The organism is Streptomyces sp. CBMA29 (assembly GCF_014596445.1).
GTDB lineage: Bacteria > Actinomycetota > Actinomycetes > Streptomycetales > Streptomycetaceae > Actinacidiphila.
On sequence record NZ_MECL01000009.1, the window covers coordinates 19,781 to 39,835 of the forward strand.

Sequence of the window (20,055 nt, forward strand, 5' to 3'; positions counted from 1 at the left end):
CGGCGCGGCCTCGGCTCCCCTCACCACGACAGCAGTCCGCCGTCCACCACGATCGCCTGACCGGTCACGTAACCGGCCGCCGGGGAGAGCAGGAAGTCGATCATCGCGGCCACCTCGTCGGGCTCGCCCTGGCGGCCGAGCGGGATCTTCGCCTCCAGTTCGCCCACCGCCGCGTCGCGGTCGCGGGAGTGCTTCCAGTGCTCGTCGTTGAACGGCGTGTCGATCCAGCCGGGGCACACGCAGTTGACGCAGACCCGCAGCGCGCCCCACTCGACCGCCATGGCCCGCGTCATGCTGACGAGGGCCCCCTTGGACGCGGCGTACGCGAAGGACCCGAAGCCGCCCCGGAACGCGGAGGTCGAGCCGGTGAAGACGATCCGCGGCGCGGCAGACCGGCTCAGCGGCCCGATCGCGGCCTGGGCCAGCAGGAACGCGGCGCGGACGTTCAGGTCCATCGTCGCGGTCCAGTCCTCCAGGGGGTACCGGGCGACGGGCGCCTCGCGCAGCAGCGCGGTGGTGATGAGGAGCCCGTCCAGCCCGCCGAACCGCGTGCAGGCCGCGTCGACCATGGCCCGTGCGGCGTCCACGTCGAACAGGTCGTGCTCGCCGATGGCGAGGCGGCCGGGTGCTTCCTCCGCGGCCAGTTCACCGGCGGCCGCCATGTTGATGTCCGCGAGGTACACGTCGACACCACGGTGACGCAGGCGGCGTACGCACGCGCGTCCGATTCCCGTGGCGCCTCCGGCGACAATGACGGCGGGCATGTTGATCTCCTCGGTGGAACGGGCACGGGCTGATGGGCCTGGTGCCGCGAGCGGGGCAGACATGGCCGCTCGCGGCACCAGGGGCTGTGGCTGGTCGTCCTCGCGCGAGCGTCAGTCGTCTTCGCGCGAGTGCGTCACTATCTGGCCGGGGCTGACGAAACGCAGTGCGACGAACAGCAGGACGAGGCAGGTGAGCATGTAGATGACCGACATCGCGTCGATCGACTGCTGCGGGCGGAAACCCGGCGTCCACAGGGCCGAGTACAGGGCGACGACGAGCGTCTCGCTGCCCGGCCCCGAGTTGAAGAAGGTCAGCTCGAAACTGCCCGCGGTGTGGATCAGTGTGAGCAGGCCCGACGCCAGGATTCCGGGCAGCAGCAGCGGCGCGAGCACCCGCCGGACCGTCTGAAGACCGTTCGCCCCGCAGGAGCGCGCGGCCCGTTCCAGGTTGGTGTCGAGCTGCTGGATGTACGGAATCATCAGCAGGACCACGAGGGGCACCGACGGCACCAGGTTGGCCACGATCACCCCGGACAGGTGGCCGCCGAGGCCGAGCCGGTACAGCAGCGTCGCCAGCGGCAGACCGTAGGTGACCGGCGGCAGCATCAGCGGCAGCAGAAAGGCGAGGATCAGCAGCTTCTTGCCCGGGAAGTTCCCCCGGGCCAGCACGTACGCCGCCGGTGCGCCGATGATCACGGCGAGTGCGGCCACGACCACCGCGACGGTGACCGTGATCACCATGACGTGGGAGAGGTCGTACTCGTTCCACGACGACCGGTAGTAGTCCGTCGTGTACCCCTTCGGCAGCCATCCGGTGAACCACTGCCGCCCGAAGGAGCTGACGGTCACGGAGGCGACCAGCCCGGCGATGTTGACCAGGAAGACGGCGACCAGCAGGCGGTAGAACCACCGGGGCAGGACACCGGCCCAGGTGCGACGCATCCGGCTCCGCAGCGCGCTGTGAGACGACTCGGACACCTCGATCACCCTTTCTGACCGGAACTCGGGCCCGTGTACAGGCGTGAACGCAGGAGCAGGATCGCGCCCACGATGAGGATCTGGACGAGGGCGGAGATGACCACCATCGCCATGGACATCGAGTAGTCCAGGGTCCGGTACGCCTGGAAGTAGGCCTCGACCGAGATGACGTGGGTGGAGCCGGCGGGATCGCCCACGAGGGTCGCGCTGGCGAACACGGAGAACCCCAGGACGAAGGTCAGGCAGAAGACCACGGTCACGCCCGGGGCCCACAAAGGCAGCAGGATCCGCCGGAAGCGGGTCCACCGGTCCGCGCCGAGTGACGCGGCGGCCCGTTCGTAGAGGGTGTCGATGGACGCGAGATGACTCATGGTCAGCAGGAACGCCAGCGGCAGACCCGTGATGACCATCGAGATCACGACGGCGGTGTAGTTGTGCAGCAGCATCAGGGGCTCGTCGATCACCCCGATCTTCATCAGGGTCCGGTTGAGCCAGCCCCGGGGGGACATGTAGGCGATCATCCCGTTGGAGACGAGCACGTTGCCGAGGGTCATCGGGATCAGGAAGGCCGTCGAGAGGTACCTCTTCCGCCGTCCGGCGCCGCGCAGCGGGTAGGCGAAGATCATCGCCGCCACCGTGTTGATCACGGCGACGACCACCGCGATCCGCAGGGTCTTCCAGATCGTCTCGCGGAGATACGGATCCTCGAAGAACCGCTGGTAGCTGCTGAAGGTCCCGCCCTTGTCCGGGGTCACCGACAGGCCGATCCCGTAGGCGATCGGGTAGAGGAACAGCACCCCGATCAGCGCCACCGCGGGCAGCATGGCCAGCAGCCCCCAGTGGATTCCGTGACGTCGCAGCCACGCCCGCCGGCGGTCGCCCGAGTCGGGCGGGCCTCCTGGCGACCGGCCGGCGCGGGCGGGTGCGGTGTCCACGGTCGCCGTCATGACAGCGCGCTCGGTTCGAGAGCCGTGGACTCGCCGTCGTCGGAGCCCTCCGCCGGGGCGGTGGAAGCCTCTCCCGCGGCGAAGGCCCGGACGCTCGCCACCGGGATCGACAGCCTCAGCACCGTGCCCGTTTCCGGCCGCACCGGTGTCCGTACGGACAGGGTCGCCCCGTCGGGCAGTTCGGCCTGCACGGTGAAGTCGCGGCCGTGGTACTGCGTGGAGCGCGCCACCGCCTCGAACGCGTTCACCGCGGAGGCGGAGTCCGTGACGCTCACCTCCTCCGGCCGGATCCGCACGGTCACGGACTGGCCGGGCCGCAGGTCGGTGCTCGACGTGGCGCGCAGCCTGATGCCGTGCCCCTCGACAACGGGCTCGCGGCCGGTCCCCCCGGCCACGTGTGCCTGGAGCCGGTTGCGGTAGCCGACGAAGTCGGCGACGTAATCGGCCTCCGGTTCGCTGTAGATCTGCTGGGGCGTACCGTCCTGCACGGTCTTCCCCTTGCGCAGGACGATGATCCGGTCGGCGATCGAGAGGGCTTCCTCCTGATCGTGCGTGACGTAGACGGTGGTCAGCCCCAGTTCGTCGTGGAGTTGCCGGATCTCGGAGCGCATCTCGAACCGGAGCTTGGCGTCGAGGTTGGACAGCGGCTCGTCCATCAGCATGATGGACGGGCGCGGCGCGAGTGCCCGCGCGATGGCGACCCGCTGCTGCTGGCCGCCGGACAGGCGGCCGGGCAGATTGTCGGCGTAGTCGGGGAGCTGGACCAGGTCCAGCGCCCACTTCACCCGCTCGCGCACCTCTGGCTTGGGCATGCGGCGTACTTCGAGTCCGAACGCGACGTTCTTGGCGACGGACAGGTGCGGAAAGAGCGCGTAGTTCTGGAACACCATGCCGAAGCCGCGCTTTTCCGCGGGCCGCTGGTCGATCCGCTCGTCGTCCACCCAGAGCCGGCCCTCGGTGGCCGTGACATGTCCGGCCAGACAACCGAGCAGGGTGGATTTTCCACAGCCAGAAGGACCCAGCAGCGCGGTGAACTCTCCGGCCTTGATCGTCGCAGTCATGGAGTCCAGTGCGACCACGCTCCCGTTGTAGACACAGGTCAGACCGTCGAGCCGAAGCTCGCTGAACTCACCGCGTCGCTGGGTTGCTCTCACGTCACTTACCACCAATGATTCGGTTCCATTTGTCGTACGCGGCGACGAGGACGTCCGCGGGCAGCGGGTCCGCGCCCGGATACTTGGCGATGTAGTCGTCGTAGTCGGCGACGCCGTACTTCTTGTTGAGTTCGGCCATCTCCGGCGGCGCCATGTCGACCGTGACGTCCTTGATCGCCGGGCCCGGATAGACGTAACCGTGGTCGAAGGTCATGGCCTGCTGTTCGGGCTGGAGCATGAATCCGAGCAGCCGCAGCGACACCGCGAGGTGGTCGGCCGAGACGCCCTTCGGGATGGCCACCGATCCGCCGGACAGGATGAACTTCGTGTCGTCCAGGACCGTGAAGGTGGCGGACTCGGGAATCAGGTTGTCCGCGCGGGGCTGGACGTGCCAGCCGAAGGTGGACGGCACCAGCTTCACTGTTCCATTGGTGAGGTTGGCATAGGTCTCGCTGGTTTTGGCCGGGTAGTTGTCGATGTACTTGCCGAGCTCCTTGAGGTAGGCCCAGGTCTTGTCCCAGCCCTTCTCCGGGTCTCTCGGGTCGGAGTCGCCGAGCTGGTACGGCAGGCCCTGCAGGAACGCCGAGCCCGGTCCGGAGTTCGCGACGGACGCGTACTGGAACTTGCCGGGATTGCGCTTCGCCCACTCCAGCAGTTCCGGCGCGGTCTTCGGCGGGTCGGACAGCTTGTCCGGCAGGTACTCCAGGAGCGGGCCGAACGTGCCGGTGTCGTAGATCAGCGCTTGGCCGTGCGCGTTCTTCCAGAGCTTCTTCGCGTTGTCGAGGTAGGTGTTCTCCAGGTCGGGCAGGCCGTCCTTGTACTCGGGCCAGATCTTGGTGAACAGGTTCTGGCTCACGCCCGCGGCGAGGCTGTCCGGCCCCAGCAGGACGACGTCCACACCTACCCGGCCGGCGTTCTGCTGGGCCTTGAGCTTGCCGGGCATCTCCGGCGAGGTCGTCGTGGTGTAGTTGATCTTGCTGACCAGCTCGGGGTGCTTCTTCGCGAACTCCTCGATCAGCGGCTTGGCGACGGACAGTCCGCCGGCCGAGTCCATGATCGTGAGCGTGACGGGCTTCTTGGGGGCCGCGGGGAACTTGCCGTCCGCGGCGGCCGGGGTCCCTTCGACACTCTTCGAACCTGGGCTGCCGCATCCCGCGACGCCGATGACACTGATGACGGTGAGTCCGGCGAGGGCGACTCGCCACCGGGAAGAACGTCTCAACGTGACCTCCTGGGTCGGTACTTCGGTCGTTGATGTGGTGGCCGGAATACTCGACGGCCGTGCCGATAGGTCGTTTAGGGCGGTTACGTCCAACCTTCTCCGCCTCTACGCTATGTCTGACAGCCTTACATCGCACCAGTGCGGCGACGGACGTTACGCACCTGAGACGGTGCGCTGCCGCCAATGGGTCGAGCAGGGGTTGCCGGCGCCGTACTGGATGACGCCGCGGTCGGGTTCGATGATGAATCCGGCGATGGTGCAGGTCCGCTCCTCGATCGCGATCGAGGGATCGGGGTGCTGGCAGATGCTGCCGGGCCAGTCGTGGTGGTCGGACAGGGCCTCCTTGACCTCGTGGATCGTGCGCACGCGAGGGTCCCGCAGGCGCAGTTCGATGTTGCGGTGCCGGTCGAGCGTGTGCGGCTTCCGCCTGGCGTAGTCGTCCGTCGCGGTGAGCCCGTCGGACAGGAAGTGATTGGTGTGCGTCAACACCCCGTCGCGCGGGGTGATCCGCTCCGGCGCGCCGTCACTGGCGGGTGTCTCCAGGTTCTGGCAGAAGCCGGTGCCGTCGCTGATCAGGTAGTTCGCGGACATCGCCCGGTCCGCGGTCGCTATCCGCTCCGCGCTCTCCGCCCCCGATCCCGCGTCGAGGACCGACCGCAGCAGGATGTGGTACGGGACGCCGGCTCCGTCCGTGCGGACGTCGCCGATCAGGGTGTTGGTGCACAGGGCGACGCCGGCCGAGTTCAGTCCGACCTTGGCCAACTGCCCGGCCTCGACCACGGTCACGAAGTTGGGCGCGTCGGTCCGCCGGACGTCGAGGACGACCGTGGTCCGTCGCGCGTGGGTCAGCCAGTCCCAGTTCTGCCCGGTGACGATGCCCTGGCCCGTGCGTTCCGGCATGAGCGCGAAGGACGTGCACTCCGCCGGCATCGACCGGGCGCGCGCCGGAGCGGCGGCGAACATGATCTCGCTCCGCGCGTTGAGCGCGAGGATGTCGCTCAACTCGACCCCCGCACCTGCGGCGATGCCCGCGATCTCCTCACTGACGGCGGGAGAGAAGTCGCCGATCGGCCGTTCGTACCGCAGGGCGAACTTCCGTACCTGCTGCCAGTCCCAGCCGACCATGTGCCGGAAGACCCTGGTGTAGCGGTGGATTGACTCTTTGATCTCCGGTGCGGCGGCGCGGCCGTACGACTCCCCGCGTCTCCACGGGTCGCCCTCCACACAGATCGTGCGAAATGCGGCAATATGTCCGGGTTCGTAGTTCACCGAGTCCACGTCTCTCTGGCATGTCAAAAGTCGTCTGGCTGCCTGGCAGGTAACGATGAGTCCGTCTGCCGGGCCTGTCAAGAGCCCGGTCGCACGTGATTCACGTGCGTCTCCGTCGGACCCAATCGGACGAACCGTGACCGCAAGGTGATTGCAAGCCAAGCTCAGCCCATGGCACTATGGCACTGCTGTCTGACAGCCAGGCAGGACGCGAGGCGCGGTCACGCAGTACCTCCGCGCACGCCCTGTTCCTGGGTTCGCCGGCAGTTCGCACGGAACCGCCGCAAGCAGAAAGAAGTGACATGACAGAGACCGACCAAGGCAAACAGCCTCGCCTCGTGCCCTACCGGGACGCACTGCGACTGGTGTGGGGTGACGACGAGTCAGGGAAGCTGCCGGACTGGTTCCTGGCGAGTGACGAGAAGATGAGCGTCAACATCGTGGCCATCCCGGTCGGCGGTGCCGTCATCCACTCGGACGAGAACCGGTCGATCTTCGGATCCGACGAGTTCTTCTACGTTCTCGACGGGACGATGGTCCAGTCGAACCCGACCACGGGTGAAGTCCTCGTCATCGAGGCGGGCGACGCGGCCTGGTTCCGCAAGGACACCTGGCACCACCAGTGGAACTACAGCGACACCGAGCTGCGGTTCGTGGAGTTCTTCCACCCCTCCCCCAAGACCGGCACGGGCCAGCCGTACGCGCAGACCCACGAGAACATCACCACCTACAAGCACAAGCAGGACGAGTACATCGGCCGCTGGCCGATGGCGCGTGCCGAGGCCGACGCCGCGAAGACCATGTGGGCGGCCAGGGACGAGGACATCCTGTGGCGCCTGGAGGGGCACAAGCGCGGCCGGGAGCTGCTCACCGGCATCATGCTGAGCACGGAGCACGTGACCATCGGGAAGCAGCGCTTCCTGCCGGGCCAGCGCAGCGACGTGTTCACCCACCAGGGCGACAAGCTGTTCTTCGTCGAAGAAGGCACCGTCCATGTCGAGTTCCCGCAGACGCGGGTCTTCTTCGAGCTCGGCCCGCGCGACTCGTGCCAGATCCCGGAAGGTACGCCGCACTCGTTCTACAACGTGGCGGCCAAGGGCGCCCGCGCGGTGTTCTGCGTCGCCCCGGACTACCTGCCGGCCACCGGCTGATCCCAGGCCGACCGCCGGCACAGCGGCAGGACATGAGCGACCGCCGACTACCCTCGGGTAGCCGGCGGTCGCCGTCCGCGTCCTGGAGCGGAGAAGACGTCAGCCGGTCACGGATTCGTCCCGCGCCACCCGCCGGCCCCGCTTGAACACCGCGACGACCCGGTCGAGGTCGCCGATCGACTCGGTCGGGTTCCCCGCGACGACCAGGAGGTCGGCGTACGCGCCGGGCGCGATCGTGCCCACCTCACCGGCGCGGCCGAGGGCATGGGCGCCTCCGGAGGTCAGCGCCGCGAGCACCTCCGCCGGTCGCCATCCGGCGAACGCGACCATCGCGCGCGCCCTGGCCGTCAGGTCGCGGCAGTCGGAGAACTGCCCGTAGACCGAGTCCGATCCCAAAGCCACCGGCACGCCCGCGCGGGCGAGCGTCCGTCCGTTCCGCCAGATGCGCAGCCGACGCTCCAGGCCGGGCGCCATCCCTGAATCCGGGCCGGGCGCCATCCGTGGGTCCGGGCCGGGTGCCATCCGTGGGTCCGAGCCTGGCGCCACCGCTCCGTCCAGCAGATCGGCGATCGTCGGCTCGATCGGACCGGCGAGGACGACCGACTGCTTACGGTCGCACAGGGCGCGCAGCAGTTCCGGAGGCGGCGCCTGAATCCGGCCGCGGGCATCGAGCCAGGTGCAGTGCTCGATCGTGTCGACCCCGACGGCGAGCGCGATCTCGATCCCCTCGGTGCCGTGCGCGTGGGCGGCGACCCGCAGGCCGCGGCCGTGCGCGGCGGCCACGATCGCGGCCATCTCGGACCGCCCCAGATACGCCCTGCTCATGTCGGTGCCGGGGGTCAGCGAACCGCCGGTCACCGCGATCTTGACGAGGTCGGCTCCCTCGTCGTGCAGCAGCCGCACCGCTCCGGCCGCCTCGGCGGCCCCCTCGACGGTGATGCCGAACGAGCGGAAGTGGCCGTCGGGTGAGGTGATCGGGCGGCCCGCGGCCACGACAGTGGGCCCGTCCGCGGGCCGCGAGCCGATCGCGTCCCGCAGGTCCTGGCCGTCGGTCCCGGGTGAGCCGAGGTCGCGGACGGTGGTGACGCCCCTGCCCAGCAGACGGCAGGCGACGGCGCGTGCGGCGGCCGTCGCGGCGGCGGAACCGCCGCGCACCCGCGTCAGGTCCTGCCCGTACGGCAGAAGGAGGTGGGTGTGCGCGTCGATCAGGCCGGGAAGTACCGTCGCCGCCTCGAACGTCAGCTCAGGACCGCCGGTGTGCGGAACAGCGGCGTCGGGACCGACCGCGGCGATCCTGTCGCCGCGGATCAGGATCGCCGCGCCCCGTCGGGCGACGCCCGCTCCCCCGTACAGCCACCGCGCCCGGATACGCGTGGCCGGGCCCGCCTGCGCCGCCAGATCCTCGGTCGCCAGGTCCTCCGCCGCCAGGTCCTCCGCCGCACCCGTCACGGCTGGCGCAGCCGGTCGGCGAGCGCTTCGAGCGCCGGCCGGGGACTGGCCAGTACGGGAATCCGCGGGGCTTCGTCGAGCCCCGCGACGATACGGCTCATCGACGCCTGAGCGAGCACGATGACGTCGCACCGGGGAATCAGCTCGCCCAGCGCGTCGCGGACCAGCGTGTCGTGGGCGGCGGGATCGCCGCCCGCCTGCGCCTCGAAGGCGCCCACGCACAGCGTCTCGACGAGTTCGATCGGCGCGTCGGCCTGTTCCGCCGCCCGGCGGATCAGGTTCGCGGTCGGGGCCAGCGTCGTACCGAGGGTCGCGATCACACCGATCCGCGGACCGCGCCGTACGGCTTCCTCGGCCATCCGCTCGTCGATCCGCAGCACCGGGACCGTGCTGAAGGGCCTGGTCCGCTCCACCGCCTCGCCGAGCGACGAGCAGGTGACCAGTACGAAGTCGGCGCCCGCGTCGGCCGCCGACCAGACATGCCCGAGCAGGCGGCGGGCGGTCCCGGCGCGCACGCCTCCCTCCGCGCGGGTCGCCGAGAGGAGGCTGTCGTCCACGATGTGGCGCAGTTCGATCTCGTGGGGGAGCGACTCGGCCGCCAGGGCGGTGAAGACCGGGGGCAGCGTGGTCACGGTGTGGATCATGGTGATGACAGGACGGTCGGACATGGGTCACCTGTTCGGGTCGGCCGGACGCAGGGCGCCGATCTGGTCGCTGGTCAGAGTGGATATGTCATGGGACCGGACGGCCAGCCACAATCTGGCGGTCGCCTCGATCTCCTCGGCCGCCTCGGCCGCGTCGGCGAGCGTGACGCCCGCGGCGAGCGTGCCGTGGTGGGCCAGCAGCAGGCAGTGGGACCGCGTGAGCAGCGGGCCGACCGCCTCGGCCATAGCCGGGTCCCCGGGCCTGAAGTAGGGCACGACCGGGAGGGAACCGACCCGCATCACGTAGTAGGGGGTGAGCGGGGGAATCGCGTCGGACGGATCGGTCTCCCGCAGCAGCGAGACCGCGACGGCGCCGTGGGAATGGAGGTGGACGACGGCGCGCAGTTCGGGGCGGGCGCGGTACACCGCCAGGTGCAGCAGGAGTTCCTTGGTCGGCGGCGGGCCGGACAGTCGGGCGCCTTGCCCGTCGACGTGCGCGAGCCCGTCCTCGGTCAGTGAGCCGAGCGCCGCGCCGGTCGGGGTGACCAGCACGCCGTCCGCCGTGCGCACGCTCAGGTTTCCGGTACGGCCGTGCGCGAGCCCGCGGTCGGACAGGAGCTTCGCGTACGCGACCAGGTCCCCGGCGGGTGTCGGCGTCATCGGGCCACGGCCTTGAGGAAGAAGTCAGGTCCGCCGAAGTTGCCGGACTTCAACGCGAGTGCCAACTCGGTCGGGCCGAGCGAACGCGTCCAGGGCACGCCCGGGGCGATGGGGCCGCCCAGTTGGAGGGCCCGTACGCCGAGCCGTTGCAGCACCGCGCCGGAGGTCTCGCCTCCTGCGACGACCAGCCGTCGTATCCCGCCGTCGACCACTCCGGCGGCCAGCTCGGCGAGGAAGGTCTCGATGGCGGAGCCCAGTCCGGTCGGTCCGGTGCCGGTCCCGGCTTCGGTTCCAGCTTCGGCTTCTTCGGCTGCTTCGGCTTCTTCGGCTGGTGGGCGGGCGTCCACCGCGCTGTGGACCAGCACCGCCGGCGAGTCCGACAGCAACGTCAGCGCACGCGCGACGACCTCGGCCGCGTACCCCGCGTCGTCCCGAACCCGGGCGAGGTCGAGGGCGATGGCCGGGCCGCTCTCGCGGAAGGTGGCGACCTGGCCGCGAGTGGCGTCCGAGCAGCTTCCCGCGACGATGAAGGTGGGTCCCTCGATGGTGTCCGCGAAGTCACCGGGGCCGGGGCAGGGGCCGGGGCCGGCCGCGTCGGCCGGGACCGTGCGGTGCGAGGCCGCGCCGGGTTGGGCCGCCCGGGGTTGGGCCGCCCCGGCCGCCGCGTGCAGACCGTTCGCTCCGATCCAGAAGGCCGCGTCACCGATGGCGTCCGCGAGGACCAGCAGGTCGTCACGGCAGAGCGCGTCCGCGACCGCGAAACGCGCACCGGCCGCGCGCAGGTCCGCCAGTCGGGCGCGTACGGCCGGGGCCCCGGACCGTACGCGGGAGTGATCCACGAGACCGACCTCGGCGGTGGTCTGGGCCGTCAGCAGCCGTACGAGGTTGGAGTCGGTCATCGGATTGAGGGGGTGCCGGGCCAGCGAGGACTCCGCCAGCGGCAGGTCGTGGACGAACAGGTTTCCCTGGTAGACGGTCCTGCCATTGGCCGGCGCGGCCGGGCAGACCAGCGTGATCCCGCTGCCCAGCGCATCCGCGAGGGCGAGTCCGACGGGTCCGATGTTGCCGCGCGGCGTGGAGTCGAACGTCGAGCAGATCTTGAAGCCGATCCGGCGCGCTCCGAGGTCCCGCAGCCCGCGCAGTGCCGCCAGCGATTCGGCCACCGCTTCTTCCGGCGGCACGCTGCGCGTTTTGAGCGAGACGACGACGGCGTCGTGCGGCGGCAGTTCGAGGTCGGGGCCGGGCACGCCCACCACCTGGACCGTCCGCCTGCCCGCCGCGCTGAGCGCCGCGGCCACGTCCGAACCGCCGGTGATGTCGTCCGCGATGATCCCGATCACTTCCGAGTCACCCACATTCCCCCCAAAGGTCAGGCAGTCTGACAGGTTGAAATGTAGCACGGCGACGCGGCGGTGAGCAGGCACGTCACAGGTAGCAGCGGCGCGCGCGGCGGCGCGTACCCCTGACACGGGGCAGCGGGGCATGAACGCCCACCGAAGGAGGGCACGGCTCGGCGCGGCTCGGCTCGGCGACAGACGGCGAGCCGGGTCCCGTAACGACGTGAGAGCAGAGCTGTCAGACAGCTTGGAGGTGAGCTGCGAGCTGGCCGTACGCCCCTTCGCGGCGTTCCGGCCCTCATGACCATGACGCCACTTCCGTGGCGCCGCGGTCACCTCAGGTCGACGACCGCGGAGTCTCCGGTCGTTGCAGCATGCTGACCGCGTCCTCGACGGCGCGCAGGTGGGCGACCATCGCCTCGGAGGCGCGGTCCGGGTCGCGGTCGCGGATCGCCCGGCAGATGGCGAAATGCTCCTCCGTCGAGTGCCGCCAGCGCTCGGCGGAAACGGAGAGCGCCAGGGACTGCTCCTCGAGGATCGACCGGATGTCCTTGATCAGCCGGGGAAAGAGGGGGTTGCCCGTCGCGGACGCGATCCCGATGTGCAGTTCGCTGTCCAGCCGGACCCTGATCTCCGGGTCCGCCTCCACCGCGTACGCCTCGCAGGCCGCCACGATGACCGCCAGTTCCTCCTCGGAGCGGCGGGTCGCGGCCAGCTTGGCCGTCGGCACCTCAAGGTGGCGGCGCACCTCGTTGAGATCGGTCGACGAGTACTGGCTCAACGTCAGTGAGCTGGAAGCCCGGTTGGAGACCACCATGGAGCCCCGGCCGGTCTGGGACTCGATGTAGCCGAACGCCCGCAGGCTGCCCAGGGCTTCGCGCAGGGCGGGCCGGCTGACCCCGAACGCGCGCGACATCTCCGCTTCCGAAGGCAGCCAGTCCCCCACGGGAATCTCGCCGCGCTCGATGAGCTCGACGAGTTGATTGCGTACGACATCGACAGCGCTGTGCCGTGCCACCCGCTTCATCGCCACGAGCTTGCGCGACTGCCGCTCCCGGACCGGTATTGACAGACTGTCTGGCTGCTCTTCCACGGTCCCTAGTCTGCGCCAGCCGAGGGGTCGAGCGCAATCACCAGCCCGCCGGACACTCCGCGGACACTCCCCCACCTCGGGTCACAAACCTTGCGGAATCTTGAACATATCCCGCATACTCAACCTGTAAGACAACCAGCCAGGTTCATGTGCCGTGTGCAACCCGAAGGACAGTCGTATGCCCCAGTCCCGGACAGTCGTCGTCTTGTCGTTCCCCGGGTACCAGGAGGTCGAGTTCTGGTACCCGGCGTTCCGCGCACGGGAGGCCGGCGCCGACCTGCACCTGGTCACGTCGGACCCGGAGGGTTGCGAGAGCCATCTCGGCTACCCCGTCGTTCCGACCGCGACCGTCGAGCAACTGGCGGGGCTGACCATCGACGCCCTGGTGGTGCCGGGCGGCGTGGGCGCGGTACCGGTCGCCTCGGCCGGTCAGCGCGCCCTGATCGGCGACTTCTCCGTCCGGCACGGCCACCTGGTCTCCAGCGGAACCGGCACCGACCTCGTGCGTTCGCTGCTGGGCCCCGGCTTCACCAGCCCCAACTGGCTGACCGCGCCCGACGCCGACGGCCTGCCCGAGCTGTACCGGGAGCTGTTCGGCCGCTGGTCGCGGAAGTGACGACGACCGCATTCGAGAGCAGGAGGCAGAAACGTTGAAGATTCTACGAACAGTCCTCGGTGACGTGCCCGCGGAGAACTCGGGCAAGATCCTCAGCCACGAGCACCTGCTCTACGGCTACCCCGGCGCGGAGTTGGACCACCGCACCGTGCTGGACTACAGCGCCGCGGTCGACGTCGTCGCGGGCCAGGTCCAGCGCGGGATGGACGGGTACGGCTACGGGACCATCGTCGACATGACCCCGCCCGAGGTCGGCCGTCACCCGCAGTTCATGGTCGACGTGGCCAAACAGACGGGCATGAACGTGGTCGCCATCACGGGCTTCTTCCCCGAGCGGATGGGGGTGCCGTACTACTGGCGGCGCCAGACCGTCGAGGAGCTGACCGAGTTCTTCGTCAAGGACCTCACCGAGGGGATGGTCTTCGCCTGGCAGCAGACCCCCTACCGGGCCGGTGCCATCAAGATCGCGACCGGCCAGGAGAGCGTCACGCCCAAGCCGAGCCCGCTCGGCCCGAACGGCCGGCACATCCACGAGGTGGAGGACCGGGTCATCCGCGCCGCGGCCCGTGCGGCGACGCAGGTGGGCTGCGCCATCAACACCCACATCGACCCCATGGACTTCGAGGTGACCAACCCCGGTCGCGAGCAACTGGAGATCCTCGCGGAGGAGGGCATGGACCTGGCGAAGGTCATCATCGGCCATGCCTTCGTCCCCCCGCAGGTCGAGATGATGCGCGAGATCCTCGCCATGGGCGCCAACGTCCAGCTCGACCACGTCGGCATCCCGTGGCGCGTCGGCAGCGCCGAGGAACTGGACGAGGCCATGGCGAACGCCCTGGTGACGCTCATCGACGAGGGATACCTGGACAACGTGGTCATCTCGTTCGACCGCTGGTTCTTCAACCCGCGCGCCGGGGTGACCGAGTCCGACCCCCAGTTGCTCAACGAGAAGGTCGACCTCGGCTACATGTTCACCAGTTTCGTCCCGCGCCTGAAGTCCAAGGGCGTCACCGACGAGCAGCTCGACGCGCTGATGATTCACAACCCGCGGCGGATCTTCGCGATCGACGTCTGAGCCGCCCCGCATCCGATCCGTCGCCCAAGAGGGAAGCACATGAGAATTCAAGACGCCCGAGTCGTCGTCCTTGTCGAGAACCTCTACCAGGAACTCGAGTTGTGGTACCCGGTCCTCCGGCTCCGCGAGGCGGGTGCGAAGGTCCTCATCGCGGGACCGGCCACGGACGCGGTCTACGCCAGCAAGATCGGGTATCCGGCCCGAGCCGAAGTCAACGTCGCGGACCTGGTGGCCGAGGACATCGACGCGCTCGTCGTCCCCGGCGGGTTCTCGCCCGAATACCTGCGCCGCGACAGGTCCATCGTCGCGCTCGTCCGTGAAATGGACCGGCAGGGAAGGATCGTCGCGGCGATCTGCCACGCGGGGTGGCTGCTGGCCTCGGCCGAAATCGTCTCGGGCCGCCGTGTCACCTCGGTCGCGCCGATTCGTGACGACCTGATCCACGCCGGCGCGGACTATGTCGTCGAGCCGATCGTGGTCGACGGCAATCTCATCACGTCACCGCTGCCGGACGACCTGCCGGTGTTCGTCTCCACGATCATCACGGCGCTTGAGGCCGCGGAGCAGCTCACCCCTGACCGCCCGCCCGTCTCGGCCGCCCACTCGTCCGCGGCCTATCAGCGGTCGGCCACCTTGAAGAACCGCGCCGCGGGCCCCGGCTCGGCGAACTACCGCGCCTACGCGGTGGGGTAGCGCGCTCGCGCACGGCCGGCGACCGGGCCGGTCGGTCAGACGCGGGGCTGTCGGGGTCTGTCTCGCGGGCGGGAATTCGGGGTGAGACAGTGTCCGTATGTCCTCACGCTGGCCGACAGGGTCACACAACTCGCTGCTGTCCATCGGGTGCACGGATTCGGTGCTGTCCATCGCCTCGGCCGGGTCGGTCCTGTCGATCGGTTCGGTGGCGTCGGTCCTGTCCATCGGGTCGCTCGGATCGATGATGTCCGCGACGTCGATCGGCTCGTTCCAGTCGGCAGGCTCGCTGCTGTCGGGCCAGTCGAATCGCTCCGCGCTGAGCTGGCAGTCCAACGGCTCCGTGCTGGCCTACCGCAAGGCCGGCCAGCCGGGACGGTTTCTGCCGCACACGGCCCTCGCCGTGACCGCCGCGGCTGTGGCGGGAGCCGCCTGGTACACACTCCGCCGGCCCTCTGGCGCGTAGCCAAGACGGACCACGAGCAGGTGGTCGAGCTCGCGGAGCGGTGATCGGGGGCGCGCGTGGAGGTGATCACCGTGCGGTTGCCGGGGGTCGACGCGGATTCCACCGACCTACGGGCGTGCCATTCGGGCGACGACCGGCGTTTCCGGCTGCCGGGCGTCGTGACCGTCCTCCGGATCGACCGGCTCGGGTGCTATCAGGTCGAGGAGTTCTTCGGTGCCTCCGTGCGCGAGGGCGGCGCGCTGCCGTGCCGCGCCGGTGCCCTTGTCGAGGAGTCGTCGCACGCCGGAGGTCACCCGGTCGAGGTCGTCGAGTTCCTTCAGGGCGGGGGTGACGCGGTCCAGGAGGGCGCCGAGTACCCCGGCGGCCTGGCAGGGCTCATTGGTGCGGGGGTCGACAAGGTCGGCGGTCAGGCCGTGGCGGGCGGAGTGCCAGCCCGCGGCCTGGAGGACGCTGGCCGGCGGGTCGAGCGGACGGCCGCCCGCGCTGCCCTCGCGCAATGCGGTGACCACCAGGCCGCGGGCGAGCCCGGCGAGGGTGATCGCGCTGTCGACGTCGAGCTGGACGTCGGGGGCGCGGACCTCCAGCGTCGGGTACTCGTCGCAGAGCCGGGCGTGCCAGTAGAGCTGGTGCCGGTCGGCGATCACCCCGGTGCCCAGCAGGGCGGCGACCCGCTCCTCGTAATGGGAGGCGCCGGAGAAGAACGGCGGCGATCCGCTGACCGGCCAGCGGCCGAAGATCACGGTGCGCCAGCTGGCGAATCCGGTGTCCCGCCCGTCCCAGAAGGGGGAGTTGGCTCCCAGGGCGACCAGGAGCGGCAGCCAGGGACGGATCCGGCCCAGCGCGGCGGCCCCGGCGTGGCGGTCGGGCACGGCGACGTGGATGTGCATGCCGCAGATCAACTGCTCGTCGACCAGTCGCGCCGCGTCCACCCGCATGTCCCGGTACCGCTGCTCACCGGTCACCGGCACCGATGCCTCGGCCATGAGGGGCGCGCCGCCCGTCGCCGCCAGTCGGCAGTCCACCGTGCGCGCCGCGGCGCTCAGCGACTTCCGGAACCGTGTGAGATGCGCGGCGACCTCGTCCAGGTCGGAGCAGACGGGGGTCGCGACCTCCACCAGGGATTGCAGAAGCTCGGTGTCGACCTCGTCGCTCTCCAGGTCGGGCTCGCGCTCCGCAGCGATCCGAAGTCGCCCGACGCGTGGCGCCGGCAGTGCGGTCCTGCGGTCGAGCAGCAGGAATTCCTCTTCGACCCCGATGGTCACGGCTGTCGTCATAGCCGTCGGCTACCCCCGAACGGCCCGGTCACGGCGTACAGCTGGCATCCGTCTGCGTCTCGGGCCGCCCGCCCCGCCGAACCCACTCCGCCGGGCCCTCTCCCGCTCGGCGGCGAAACGGGCTCAGCCGAGACCGCGATGGGCGGCCCACAGCGCCGCGGCCCGGCTGGCGGCTGCGTCGACCAGGGCGGCGAGTTCGGGTCTGTCGGGGACGGGGAACGAGACGTAGGCGCCCCTGCCGCCACCGACCGGCCGACCGTATGCCTTGGCGGCGAGCCGGCCGTCCGGGAGCAGCCGCACATTGAGCGTGGTCAGCGTGAATTCCTCGCCGCGTCGGGTGTCCGTCCAGCGGAGATCCTGCGGGATCGTCACATTGATCGCCAGAGCGCTCACTTCCAGGTCGCCGCTCATGGACCGATGATCCCACGCGGGTGCGCTCGCCTTTGAGGAATGTGCGCGGTACGGGCGGCCGTCGGGGCGGTGCCGAGACGTCACTGGGTGCGGAGACTTCGCTGACACAGGATGTCAGTGAACCGCCGGACAGTGGTGCCATGATCCTCAGTCGGCACTCCAGCCGGGCCGAGCGCCTGCTCGTACCCGCTGCTTTCGCCACCGCTCTCGGCAACAATGTCCAGCTCATCGTCGGTGCGCTGCTCATGATCAGGGAGCAGCGCACCATGATGGCCGTCGGCTGGCTCTTCATCGCTGTCGCCGGGCCGCAGGCGCTGCTGTCACCCTTCTTCGGGCGGCTGGCGGACCGCTTCGACCGGCGGGCCCTGTGGATCGGCTGCGATCTCTCCAGCGCGGTGCTGGCCCTGGCCCTGCCGCTCTGGCTGGTCTGCGGCGGCTCTCCCGGAGCCGGGATCTACGGCGCCAATCTGGCGCTCGCGGTGGTCGGCGCGCTGTTCTTCCCCGCGAGCTCCGCGCTGATCAAGGAACGGGTCCCGGCGGACCGGCTGCGGCGGTTCAACGCCCGCTACGAGATGGGGACCCAGGCTGGGATGCTGCTGTCGGCGACGGTCGGCGGGCTGTCCGTCCAGACGTTCGGCGCCGTGCCGCTGCTGGTGTTCAACGCCGGGACCTTCGCCGTCTCGGCGCTGTGCGTGGCCGCGGTGGGGCGCCGACCGGAACGGGCGGCGACGGCGTCCGCCGCCGGGGAGCCGGTGCCGGTGCCGGTGGCGGCTGCGGATACGCCGATGCGGACACCGATCCGGATGCGGCACTTCATCCTGCTCTACGCCCAGGGAAGCGTGGTCGTCACGGTCTTCAACGCCCTGCTGCCCACCGCGGTCATCGGTGAACTCCACCTGGGGGCGGGGACGTTCGGCGCGGTGGACGCCCTGGGCTGCCTCAGCTTCCTGGCGGCGGCCGGTGCGTACCGGATCGTCAGCAGGCGCGGTCGTGACCTCCGCATCGCCGTCGTGGGCTTCCTGCTCTGCGCTGTGGGCCTGGTACTCCAGAGCCAGTTCGGGATCGCCGGCTATCTCGTCGGAGTGCCGGTGGGCGCGTTCTTCTTCGGGCAGGCCCGGATCGCCTCGCGGACCATGCTGATGACCTCGGCCGACGACGCCTCGGTGGGCAGGGTCTTCGGGCTGGCGAACGGCGGCGGTCTCGCGGCCACGGTCGCGGTGATGTTCCTGGTCGGGAAGGTCACCGACAGCACCGACACACGCTACGGCTTCGGGGTCCTCGCCGCGCTCGCCCTGCTGGCGACGCTGTCCGCCGGAGTGCTGCTGCGGTCGTCGGCCCCCGCCCGGCCGGGCGTGTCCGCCGGTCGGTACCGGTCGAGCACGGCCGCCGCCCTCTTCGCGATCGCGCGGCGCAGCTCCTCCGGGCCGAGCACCTCGATGTCCGGGCCCAGCGACAGCAGTACGGGGACCGCCAGCTCGACCGATTCCAGCGGCACCGTCGCCGTCACCCAGCCGTCCGCGTCCGGCGGCCCTGCCGAGGTCTCGACGGCGCGGACCAGTGCCGCGTCCAGGCGGTCCGGCAGCGCGGACAGCAGCGCGGGAGCGATCCGTACGGAACCCTGAAGCCGCAGCCGACGGGCGTCGTAGACGGCGAGGTACTCCTGCCAGTGAGCGGCCAGGTCGAAACCGTCCGGGCGCTCGAAGCCGGTCGTCCCGACGTCCAGGCGGAGGATCGAGGACACCCGGTACGTGCGCACCCCGCCGTCCACCGCGGCGACGAGGTACCAGATCCCCGCCTTGAGGACCAGGCCGTAGGGGTCGAGATCGCGCTCGACCTCTTGCGGCGCGGCCCAGCGGCGGTAGCGCACCCGGATCCGCCGCTGGTTCCAGACCGCGTCGGCGAGCGGTACGAGAGCGGACGGGGAGTCCTGTTCCCGGTACCAGCCGAGAGCGTCGAGGTGGAACCGCTCACGGATCCGCCCGGCCCGGTCCCGCAGCGGCGGCGGCAGGGCCGCGGTCAGCTTCAGCTCCGCCGCCGCCAGCACCTCCCCCAGGCCCAAGTCGTCCGCCGCGCCCGGCAGTCCGGCCAGGAACAGCGATTCCGCCTCGTCGACATGCAGCCCGGTCAGCCGGGTCCGGTAGCCGCCGAGCAGTTGGTATCCCCCGCCGTGCCCGGCGTCCCCGTACACCGGAATGCCCGCGGCGCTCAGCGAGTCGATGTCCCGGTAGACGGTCCGCACCGAGACGTCCAACTCCTCCGCCAGCTCACCGGCCGTCAGCCTCCCCCGGTTCTGCAACAGGAGGATGAGCGAAAGAAGCCGGGCCGCGCGCATGGGCCGATCATTCCAGGTCCGGGAGCAGGGCGCCGGATCGGCGGCGCGGAAGGCGGTTGGGCAAGGAGATCTGACATTCGGTTGGCGGTCGCTGAATACGGCTGGCGAGGACTTGTGGAATCTGACGGAGTCCTGAATCGGGGCGTCTTGAGCGGAGGCCGGTTTCCCTGGAACCTTGAGGTCGAGGTGTGGCGCATTTTCCCGGTGCCGGTGTGGCCTCGACTTTTCCGACCGCGCGAAGAAGGATGTGTGATGACCGACCCGATCGATTCTCGTCAGCTGCGCGTGGTGCGCGGTTGTGCGACGTCCGAGGAATTGGCCGCGCTTGTCGCCGTGCTCTTCGCACGTACGGCGGCGGAGCCCGATCTGCCGGCGGCGGGGGACGTGGTGTCGGTGCCCGCCGCGCGGTGGCGACGGTCGGAGCGGGTGCACCTGTTCGACGCGCCTCGTGTCTGGCACGCGTACGCGCGCGCGGCCGGGTGAGCCGATGAGGTCCTGAGTCATGCGGAACCGGCCGGTTCCC

The 20,055-nt window shown here is 70.2% G+C and carries 20 protein-coding genes and 1 pseudogene; 7 read left to right on the forward strand and 14 right to left on the reverse strand.

Features of this window, described 5'->3' with window-relative positions; all coding sequences use genetic code 11:
* Window positions 1-20: 20 nt before the first annotated feature.
* The 6 genes from BGM09_RS01925 to BGM09_RS01950 all read right to left on the reverse strand — a co-directional run bounded on the left by BGM09_RS01925 (window position 21) and on the right by BGM09_RS01950 (window position 6,289).
* The gene (locus BGM09_RS01925) at window positions 21-764 is read right to left on the reverse strand and encodes an SDR family NAD(P)-dependent oxidoreductase (protein WP_188279587.1); all 744 of its coding nucleotides are present in this window, start codon (window positions 762-764) and stop codon (window positions 21-23) included.
* A gap of 111 nt (window positions 765-875) precedes the next feature.
* Window positions 876-1,742: an ABC transporter permease gene (locus tag BGM09_RS01930; RefSeq protein WP_317452489.1), complete on the reverse strand. Its 867-nt coding sequence runs from the start codon at window positions 1,740-1,742 to the stop codon at window positions 876-878.
* A 5-nt stretch (window positions 1,743-1,747) separates the two neighbouring features.
* Window positions 1,748-2,689 (reverse strand): ABC transporter permease, encoded by a 942-nt coding sequence (locus BGM09_RS01935; RefSeq protein ID WP_188279588.1) that lies wholly within the window; start codon window positions 2,687-2,689, stop codon window positions 1,748-1,750.
* A complete protein-coding gene (locus BGM09_RS01940; RefSeq protein WP_317452490.1) occupies window positions 2,686-3,843 on the reverse strand; it encodes an ABC transporter ATP-binding protein in 1,158 nt (385 codons plus the stop codon). The genes BGM09_RS01935 and BGM09_RS01940 overlap by 4 nt, the downstream gene beginning before the upstream one ends.
* Window position 3,844: 1 nt before the next feature.
* Window positions 3,845-5,065 carry an extracellular solute-binding protein gene (locus tag BGM09_RS01945; RefSeq protein WP_188279589.1) on the reverse strand — a complete coding sequence of 407 codons (1,221 nt, stop codon included), beginning with the start codon at window positions 5,063-5,065 and terminating at the stop codon, window positions 3,845-3,847.
* A gap of 153 nt (window positions 5,066-5,218) precedes the next feature.
* Complete coding sequence (locus BGM09_RS01950; protein WP_188279590.1) at window positions 5,219-6,289, reverse strand: C45 family autoproteolytic acyltransferase/hydolase; 1,071 nt, start codon at window positions 6,287-6,289, stop codon at window positions 5,219-5,221.
* A 347-nt stretch (window positions 6,290-6,636) separates the two neighbouring features.
* Here BGM09_RS01950 and BGM09_RS01955 point away from each other — a divergent pair, with 347 nt between their 5' ends.
* Window positions 6,637-7,485 (forward strand): cupin domain-containing protein, encoded by an 849-nt coding sequence (locus BGM09_RS01955; protein WP_188279591.1) that lies wholly within the window; start codon window positions 6,637-6,639, stop codon window positions 7,483-7,485.
* A gap of 99 nt (window positions 7,486-7,584) precedes the next feature.
* Here BGM09_RS01955 and BGM09_RS01960 read toward each other — a convergent pair whose 3' ends face one another.
* The 5 genes from BGM09_RS01960 to BGM09_RS01980 all read right to left on the reverse strand — a co-directional run bounded on the left by BGM09_RS01960 (window position 7,585) and on the right by BGM09_RS01980 (window position 12,668).
* On the reverse strand, window positions 7,585-8,934 hold the full coding sequence (locus BGM09_RS01960; RefSeq protein WP_188279592.1) for an amidohydrolase family protein: 1,350 nt from the start codon (window positions 8,932-8,934) through the stop codon (window positions 7,585-7,587).
* Window positions 8,931-9,602 carry an aspartate/glutamate racemase family protein gene (locus tag BGM09_RS01965; RefSeq protein ID WP_188279593.1) on the reverse strand — a complete coding sequence of 224 codons (672 nt, stop codon included), beginning with the start codon at window positions 9,600-9,602 and terminating at the stop codon, window positions 8,931-8,933. The genes BGM09_RS01960 and BGM09_RS01965 overlap by 4 nt, the downstream gene beginning before the upstream one ends.
* Before the next feature lie 3 nt (window positions 9,603-9,605).
* Entirely contained in the window at window positions 9,606-10,238 is a 633-nt protein-coding gene (locus BGM09_RS01970) for an aldolase (RefSeq protein ID WP_188279594.1), read from the reverse strand.
* Window positions 10,235-11,593, reverse strand: coding sequence for a 3-oxo-tetronate kinase (gene otnK / locus BGM09_RS01975; protein ID WP_317452491.1), 1,359 nt, complete (start codon window positions 11,591-11,593; stop codon window positions 10,235-10,237). The genes BGM09_RS01970 and otnK overlap by 4 nt, the downstream gene beginning before the upstream one ends.
* Before the next feature lie 319 nt (window positions 11,594-11,912).
* The gene (locus BGM09_RS01980; RefSeq protein WP_188279596.1) at window positions 11,913-12,668 is read right to left on the reverse strand and encodes a FadR/GntR family transcriptional regulator; all 756 of its coding nucleotides are present in this window, start codon (window positions 12,666-12,668) and stop codon (window positions 11,913-11,915) included.
* Window positions 12,669-12,873: 205 nt separating this feature from the next.
* Between BGM09_RS01980 and BGM09_RS01985 the strand changes: the two genes are divergently transcribed.
* The 4 genes from BGM09_RS01985 (at window position 12,874) to BGM09_RS02000 (ending at window position 15,515) form a co-directional block, all read left to right on the forward strand.
* Window positions 12,874-13,284: a DJ-1/PfpI family protein gene (locus BGM09_RS01985; protein ID WP_188279597.1), complete on the forward strand. Its 411-nt coding sequence runs from the start codon at window positions 12,874-12,876 to the stop codon at window positions 13,282-13,284.
* Window positions 13,285-13,318: 34 nt separating this feature from the next.
* Complete coding sequence (locus tag BGM09_RS01990; RefSeq protein ID WP_188279598.1) at window positions 13,319-14,359, forward strand: phosphotriesterase; 1,041 nt, start codon at window positions 13,319-13,321, stop codon at window positions 14,357-14,359.
* Between the two features lie 39 nt (window positions 14,360-14,398).
* Window positions 14,399-15,052 (forward strand): type 1 glutamine amidotransferase domain-containing protein, encoded by a 654-nt coding sequence (locus BGM09_RS01995; RefSeq protein ID WP_188279599.1) that lies wholly within the window; start codon window positions 14,399-14,401, stop codon window positions 15,050-15,052.
* A 97-nt stretch (window positions 15,053-15,149) separates the two neighbouring features.
* Entirely contained in the window at window positions 15,150-15,515 is a 366-nt protein-coding gene (locus BGM09_RS02000; protein WP_188279600.1) for a hypothetical protein, read from the forward strand.
* Between the two features lie 107 nt (window positions 15,516-15,622).
* On the opposite strand, the gene BGM09_RS02005 is transcribed toward BGM09_RS02000, so the two are convergent.
* Entirely contained in the window at window positions 15,623-16,789 is a 1,167-nt protein-coding gene (locus BGM09_RS02005; protein ID WP_188279601.1) for a glutamate--cysteine ligase, read from the reverse strand.
* Window positions 16,790-16,912: 123 nt separating this feature from the next.
* Window positions 16,913-17,200, reverse strand: coding sequence for a hypothetical protein (locus BGM09_RS02010; protein ID WP_188279602.1), 288 nt, complete (start codon window positions 17,198-17,200; stop codon window positions 16,913-16,915).
* Window positions 17,201-17,340: 140 nt separating this feature from the next.
* Here BGM09_RS02010 and BGM09_RS02015 point away from each other — a divergent pair.
* Window positions 17,341-18,381, forward strand: a pseudogene (locus tag BGM09_RS02015) (MFS transporter); the annotation flags it as partial.
* An 80-nt stretch (window positions 18,382-18,461) separates the two neighbouring features.
* Here the strand turns inward: BGM09_RS02015 and BGM09_RS02020 are convergent.
* Window positions 18,462-19,532: a helix-turn-helix transcriptional regulator gene (locus BGM09_RS02020; RefSeq protein ID WP_188279603.1), complete on the reverse strand. Its 1,071-nt coding sequence runs from the start codon at window positions 19,530-19,532 to the stop codon at window positions 18,462-18,464.
* 252 nt (window positions 19,533-19,784) lie between these two features.
* Here BGM09_RS02020 and BGM09_RS02025 point away from each other — a divergent pair, with 252 nt between their 5' ends.
* On the forward strand, window positions 19,785-20,015 hold the full coding sequence (locus BGM09_RS02025) for an acyl-CoA carboxylase subunit epsilon (protein WP_188279604.1): 231 nt from the start codon (window positions 19,785-19,787) through the stop codon (window positions 20,013-20,015).
* The last annotated feature ends 40 nt before the right edge of the window (window positions 20,016-20,055 follow it).